5 protein-coding genes and 1 pseudogene are annotated in these 6,432 nt (G+C 70.6%); all 6 read left to right on the top strand.

Translation table 11 applies throughout. The annotated features are described in order from the left end of the window. A pseudogene (locus tag ACK4HH_RS11780) lies at window positions 1-852 on the top strand (replication-associated recombination protein A); the annotation flags it as partial. Window positions 853-1,012: 160 nt separating this feature from the next. Then, window positions 1,013-1,642, top strand: a complete 630-nt coding sequence (gene rpsD, locus ACK4HH_RS11775; RefSeq protein ID WP_409652109.1) for a 30S ribosomal protein S4 — start codon at window positions 1,013-1,015, stop codon at window positions 1,640-1,642. Between the two features lie 113 nt (window positions 1,643-1,755). Beyond that, window positions 1,756-1,983 carry a hypothetical protein gene (locus ACK4HH_RS11770; protein WP_409652106.1) on the top strand — a complete coding sequence of 76 codons (228 nt, stop codon included), beginning with the start codon at window positions 1,756-1,758 and terminating at the stop codon, window positions 1,981-1,983. Between the two features lie 56 nt (window positions 1,984-2,039). Then, on the top strand, window positions 2,040-4,697 hold the full coding sequence (alaS, locus tag ACK4HH_RS11765; RefSeq protein WP_409652103.1) for an alanine--tRNA ligase: 2,658 nt from the start codon (window positions 2,040-2,042) through the stop codon (window positions 4,695-4,697). A 2-nt stretch (window positions 4,698-4,699) separates the two neighbouring features. Beyond that, on the top strand, window positions 4,700-5,170 hold the full coding sequence (gene ruvX / locus ACK4HH_RS11760) for a Holliday junction resolvase RuvX (protein ID WP_409652101.1): 471 nt from the start codon (window positions 4,700-4,702) through the stop codon (window positions 5,168-5,170). Next, window positions 5,167-6,429, top strand: a complete 1,263-nt coding sequence (gene mltG / locus ACK4HH_RS11755) for an endolytic transglycosylase MltG (protein WP_409652098.1) — start codon at window positions 5,167-5,169, stop codon at window positions 6,427-6,429. The genes ruvX and mltG overlap by 4 nt, the downstream gene beginning before the upstream one ends. The last annotated feature ends 3 nt before the right edge of the window (window positions 6,430-6,432 follow it).

Below are 6,432 nucleotides of genomic sequence, written 5' to 3'. Positions count from 1 at the left end.
GAGACGCTGAGCCACGACGACCGCGGGCTGCTCGTCGACCGCGCGGCCGCCGACCCGCGCGGGCTCGCCGGCCGGGTCGAGCTCGAGCCCGCCGCGCGCGAGGCGATCGTGCGGCTCGCCTCGGGCGACGCGCGGCGCGCGCTCACGGCGCTCGAAGCCGGGGCGCAGTCGGCCGCGGCGGGCAGCGAGGCGGGGGAGGGGCATCCGGTCATCACCGCTGAGATCGTCTCGGCGGCCGTCGATCGCGCGCTGCTGCGCTACGACAAGCAGGGCGATGAGCACTACGACGTCATCAGCGCCTTCATCAAGTCGATCCGGGGCAGCGACCCCGACGCCGCGCTGCACTACCTGGCCCGCATGATCGAGGCGGGGGAGGACGTGCGCTTCATCGCGCGGCGCGTCATCATCTCGGCGGCAGAAGACATCGGAACGGCCGACCCGCAGGCGCTGCCGATCGCCGTCGCGGCGGCCCAGGCCGTGCAGCTCATCGGCATGCCCGAGGGGCGCATCCCGCTTGCCGAGGCGGTCGTCTATCTCGCGACGGCACCGAAGTCGAACGCCGCCTACGTCGGCATCGATGCCGCGATCGCCGATGTGCGCGCGGGGCGTCTCGGTCGGGTGCCGAAACCGCTGCGCGACGCGCACTACCCCGGTGCGAAGCGGCTCGGGCACGGCAAGGGCTACGTCTACCCGCACGATGAGCCTGTGGGAGTCGCCGATCAGCAGTACCTTCCCGACCCGCTCGTCGGCACCGAGTACTACCGGCCGACCGAGCGCGGTCACGAGCGCGAGATCGCGGCGCGGCTGGCGAAGCTGCGCGCGATCACGCGGGGCGAGGCGGCGGCCGACTGACGGTCGGCCCGGCCTCTGGTAGGCTTGCTCGGCCCGTCAGATATGGGCACACCCTCCCTCGTAGCCTCCACCGGAACGCCTCGGCGTGCGTCCGGACCGGACGGAGCGGTGTACGCCCGTGAGCCGCTGAAATTCTCGGCCACGCCCATGGAAGGAAACCGTGTCTACCAAGTCACGCACTCGCAGCAAGACCCGTCTCTCGCGCGCGCTCGGCATCGCCCTCACCCCGAAGGCCGCCAAGTACCTCGAGAAGCGCCCCTACGCTCCCGGTGAGCACGGCCGCACCAAGCGCAAGGCCGATAGCGACTACGCGGTTCGTCTGCGCGAGAAGCAGCGTCTCCGTGCCCAGTACGGCATCCGCGAGGCCCAGCTCAAGATCGCCTTCAACGAGGCCCGTCGTTCGGCCGGCCTGACCGGTGAGAACCTCGTCGAGCTGCTCGAGATGCGTCTCGACGCGCTCGTGCTGCGCTCGGGCTTCGCCCGCACCACGGCACAGGCCCGTCAGATGGTCGTGCACCGTCACATCATGGTCGACGGCCAGCTCGTCGACCGCCCCTCGTTCCGCGTCAAGCCGGGTCAGCTGATCCACGTCAAGCCGCGCTCCGAAGGCACCGAGCCGTTCCAGGTCGCCGCTGCCGGCGGTCACGTCGACGTGCTCCCCAAGGTTCCGGCCTACCTCGAGGTCGAGCTCTCCACGCTGCAGTCGCGACTCGTGCGCCGCCCCAAGCGCGCCGAGGTTCCCGTGACCTGCGAGGTCCAGCTCGTCGTCGAGTACTACGCCGCGCGCTAGTCGCTCGCAGCACACTCCGTCGAACGGGGGCCCGGCATCGCGCCGGGCCCCCGTTCGCGTTCGGCCGCTAGGCTGGTGACCCACCACACTCGACTTCTCACGAGGGAGCACTCATGAAGAACGCCGCTTGGCTCATCGTCGGCATCGCGCTCGGCTTCGTCGCCGCCCACCAGGTCTCGAAGACCCCGCAGGGCAAGCAGTTCTTCGACGACGTCGACTCGAAGGCCCGCGAGTTCGGCTCGGCCGTCGTCGACGGCTACAAGCAGCGCGAGGCCGAGCTGCGCGCCGCCGTCGCCGAGGCCGAAGACACGATCGCCGACCTCACGAACCGCCTCAAGTAGTCGACGGGGCTCCGCGCCCCGTCTCTCACCCTCGATCCAGGACGCCACAGCCCCTCATGCAGACCGCCGACATCCAGCGCCGGTGGCTCGAGTTCTTCGGAACCCGCGGTCACACGGTCGTGCCCTCCGCCTCCCTCGTCAGCGACGACCCGACCCTGCTGTTCACGGTCGCCGGCATGGTGCCCTTCGTGCCCTACCTCACGGGGGTCGTGCCCGCTCCGTACCCGCGCGCGACGAGCGTGCAGAAGTGCATCCGCACCAATGACATCGAAGAAGTGGGCAAGACGCCGCGCCACGGCACCTTCTTCCAGATGAACGGCAACTTCTCGTTCGGCGACTACTTCAAAGAGGGCGCGATCGGGTACGCCTGGGAGCTGCTCACGACCTCGCAGACCGACGGCGGCCTGGGCTTCCAGGAGAAGGACCTCTGGGTCACGGTCTACAAAGACGACGACGAGGCCATCGCGCTCTGGAAGAAGATCGCGGGCCTGCCCGACGACCGTATTCAGCGCCTCGACATGGACACGAACTACTGGTCGACCGGTCAGCCCGGCCCCGCCGGCCCGTGCTCCGAGATCTTCTTCGACCGCGGACCCGCCTACGGTGTCGACGGCGGCCCGGCGACCGACGACGACCGCTACGTCGAGATCTGGAACCTCGTCTTCATGCAGTACCTGCGGGGCGAGGGCACCGGCAAGAACGACTTCGAGATCCTCGGCGAGCTGCCGAACAAGAACATCGACACCGGCATGGGCATGGAGCGCGTCGCATTCCTGACCCAGGGCGTCGAGAACATGTACGAGATCGATCAGGTGCGTCCGGTGCTGGATGCCGCTGCCGAGCTCTCGGGGCGCCGCTACGGTGCCGACCACGGCGACGACGTGCGCATGCGCGTCATCGCCGACCACGTTCGCTCGTCCCTCATGCTCATGACGGATGGCGTCGCACCGGGCAACGAGGGCCGGGGCTACATCCTGCGCCGCCTGCTGCGGCGCAGCATCCGGGCCATGCGGCTGCTCGGGGTCGACGCGCCGAGCTTCGACGTGCTCTTCGCCGCGTCGCGCGATGCGATGAGCGCCGCCTACCCCGAGATCACCGAGCACTACGATCGCGTCTCGCGGCTCGCGCTCGGCGAAGAAGAGGCCTTCCTACGCACGCTCGCGGCGGGCACGACGATCCTCGACCTCGCCGTGGCCGAGACGACAGCATCGGGCGCCTCGACCCTGCCGGGCGACACGGTCTTCCAGCTGCACGACACCTTCGGGTTCCCGCTCGATCTCACGCTCGAGATGGCGGAGGAGAACGGCCTCACCGTCGACCGCGCCGAGTTCGACCGCCTCATGGCTGAGCAGCGCACGCGCGCCAAGCTCGACGCGAAGTCGAAGAAGGGCGCCCTCGCCGACCTCAGCGTCTACGGCGAGTTCCGCGCGGCGGGTGAGACGGCCTTCCTCGGCTACGACGAGCTCGAGACCGAGACGACCATCCTCGGAATCCTCGTGGGCGGCCAGAGTGTGCCCGTCGCTCAGGCGGGCGACATCGCCGAGGTGATCCTCGCCGAGACGACGCTCTACGCCGAGTCGGGTGGTCAAGACAGCGACGAGGGCGCGATCGTCGGCAGCGGCTTCGACCTCGAGGTGCTCGATGTGCAGAAGCCCGTCAAGGGGCTCATCAGCCACACCGTGCAGGTGCGCTCGGGCGAGGTGCACGTCGGCGACGCCGCGCGCACGCAGGTCGACCCGGTCTACCGCCGTTCGGCGACCCAGGCGCACTCGGCCACGCACGTGATCCACGCCGCGCTGCGGCAGACGCTCGGCGGCGACGCCCACCAGTCCGGCTCGTACAACAAGGCCGGCTACATGCGGCTCGACTTCAGCTGGAACCAGGCGCTCAGCCCGGCGACGCGCAGCGAGATCGAGGAGATCAGCAACATCGCGGTGCGCGACAACCTGCCCGTGCAGACGCGCGTCATGGCGCTCGACGAGGCCAAGTCGCTCGGCGCGATGGCGCTCTTCGGCGAGAAGTACGGCGAGACCGTGCGCGTCGTCGACATCGGGGGCCCCTGGTCGCGCGAGCTCTGCGCGGGCACGCATGTCGGCGCCTCGGCCGAGATCGGCATGATCAGCCTGGTGAGCGAGTCGTCGGTGGGCTCGACCAACCGCCGCGTCGAGGCCCTCGTGGGGCTCGAGGCTTTTCGCGAGTTCGCGGCCGAGCGCGCGCTCGTGCATCAGCTCACGAGCAGCCTCAAGACGCCGCGCGACCAGCTTGCCGAGCGCATCGCCGACCTGAGCGCCCAGCTCAAGGCGGCCGAGAAGACGATCGCGCAGTACGAGTCGGCGCGCCTCACCGAGCGCGTGCCCGCGCTCGTCGCGGCAGCCACGACGCTCGGCGGCTACACCGTCGTCGCCGAGAACCTCGGCACGCTCGGGTCGGCCGACGACGTGCGGATGCTCGCCACGAGCGTGCGCGGCCGCCTGAACGACGGCCCCACGGTCGTCGTGCTCGCCGCCGAGGTCGCGGGCAAGGCCACGGTCATCGTCGCGACGACGCAGGCCGCGCGCGACGCGGGCGCGAAGGCCGGGGCGCTCGCGCGCACCGCCTCCGGCGTGCTCGGCGGCGGGGGCGGCGGCAAGGACGACCTCGCCCAGGGCGGGGGCGCCGACCCGTCGGCGATCCCCGCGGCGGTCGAGGCCGTGCTCGCAGAGCTGCGGCACTGAGCGTGCGCACGGGCGTGCGGCTCGGCATCGACGTGGGCCGTGCCCGCGTGGGAGTCGCGCGCAGCGATCCGCACGGCATGCTCGCCACGCCGGTCGAGACGCTCGCCCGGCGCGAGCAGCCCGTCGAGAGCATCCGGCGCATCGTCGACGAGCACGAGGCGATCGAGGTGATCGTGGGCCTGCCGTTGTCGCTCAGCGGAGCCGAGACCGCGTCGACGGCCGACTCCCGCGATATGGCCGAGCAGCTCGCCGCGCTGCTGCCGGTGCCCGTGCGCCTCGTCGACGAGCGATTGACGACCGTCAGCGCCGCCCGCGGACTGCGCGAGGCCGGACGCACGGCGAAGAACTCCCGCTCCGTGGTCGACCAGGCCGCCGCTGTTATCCTGCTCCAGCACGCCCTCGACCTCGAGCGCTCGACCGGGAACCCGCCCGGCGCGCTCGTCGAGCCGCACGAAGGACGACCGACCGCGTGACCGACTCCGATCCCTGGGACGACATCTTCCGCTCGCAGCCGAGCGAGCCCGGCGCCGCGCCGAGCGCACCGGCGAGCCCGGCGACGAGCGTCGGCGAGGCCCCGGCCAGTCGACGGGCCGCCCGCGAGAGCGAGTCGCGTCGCGGCTCTGGCCGCGGTCGTGGCCCGTCGGGCGGGGCGCCGCGCCGTCGTCGGCGATGGCCCTGGGTCGTGCTCGGAATCTTCTCGCTTCTGGCCGGCATCGCCGCAGCCGGCGCGTGGTACGTCTGGACGAATTACGAAGAGCAGGTGCGCGAGGTGCTCGGCTGGGAACTGCCGAACGACTTCGAGGGCAGCGGCAACGGCACCGAGGTGCTCGTGACGATCTACTCGGGAGAGATCGGCGCTGATGTTGCGACCTCGCTCGTCGAGCAGGGCGTGACGATGACCTTCGACGCGTTTTACGACCTGCTGCTCGCCGACGATACCATCGCCTTCATTCCGGGCACCTACCGGCTGCAAGAGCAGATGTCGGCGCAGTCCGCGCTGGATGCCCTGCTCGACCCGGCCAATAAGGTCGAGCTCAGCGCCACCGTGCGCGAGGGCCTGCGCGCGGGTGAGGTCATCGAAGCGCTGTCGGCGGGCACGGGGCTGCCGATCGCCGACTACGAGGCCGCCATCGCCGACCCGTCGATCTACGGCATCCCCGAGATCGCGCCGAATATCGAGGGCTACCTGTTCCCGGCCACGTACACGTTCGAGCCGAACACGACGGCCGAAGACCACATCCGCGTGCTCGTCGACGAGATGTTCTCGCGGCTCGACGCGGCGGGGGTCGCGGTCGAGGATCGCCACACGGTGCTCACGAAGGCATCGCTCATCCAGCGCGAGGCGCGGCTCGCCGACGACTTCTACCGTGTCTCGCGCGTCATCGAAAACCGGCTCGCGGGCGGCTGGCGGCTCGAGTTCGACTCGTCGACGCAGTACGGCGCGGGCGAGACGGGCTCGGTCTGGTCGAGCGGAGACGCCCTCGACGCCGACAACCCCTACAACACCTACGTCATCGAGGGGCTGCCGATCGGCCCGATCGCGGCGCCGGGCGATGTCGCGATCGACGCGGTGCTCAACCCTGCCGACGGTCCGTGGTTCTTCTTCGTGACCGTCAACCTCGCGACGGGCGAGACGAAGTTTTCGGAGACGATCGCTCAGCACGAGCAGGGCGTGGCCCAGCTGCGGGCCTGGTGCCGCGCGAGTGAGGAGAATGCGGCCTACTGTGCGTAGGCG

The organism is Microcella sp., from assembly GCF_046296455.1.
In the GTDB taxonomy this organism is placed as follows: Bacteria; Actinomycetota; Actinomycetes; order Actinomycetales; family Microbacteriaceae; genus Microcella.
Note: the sequence above shows the minus strand (reverse complement) of the source record. Positions and strands in the feature narration are given on the sequence as shown.

Coding starts and splice junctions, on each gene's coding strand:
- ACK4HH_RS11770 (WP_409652106.1), top strand. CDS start 1,756: ATGAAGAACGCCGCTTGGCTCATCGTCGGCATCGCGCTCGGCTTCGTC.
- alaS (WP_409652103.1), top strand. CDS start 2,040: ATGCAGACCGCCGACATCCAGCGCCGGTGGCTCGAGTTCTTCGGAACC.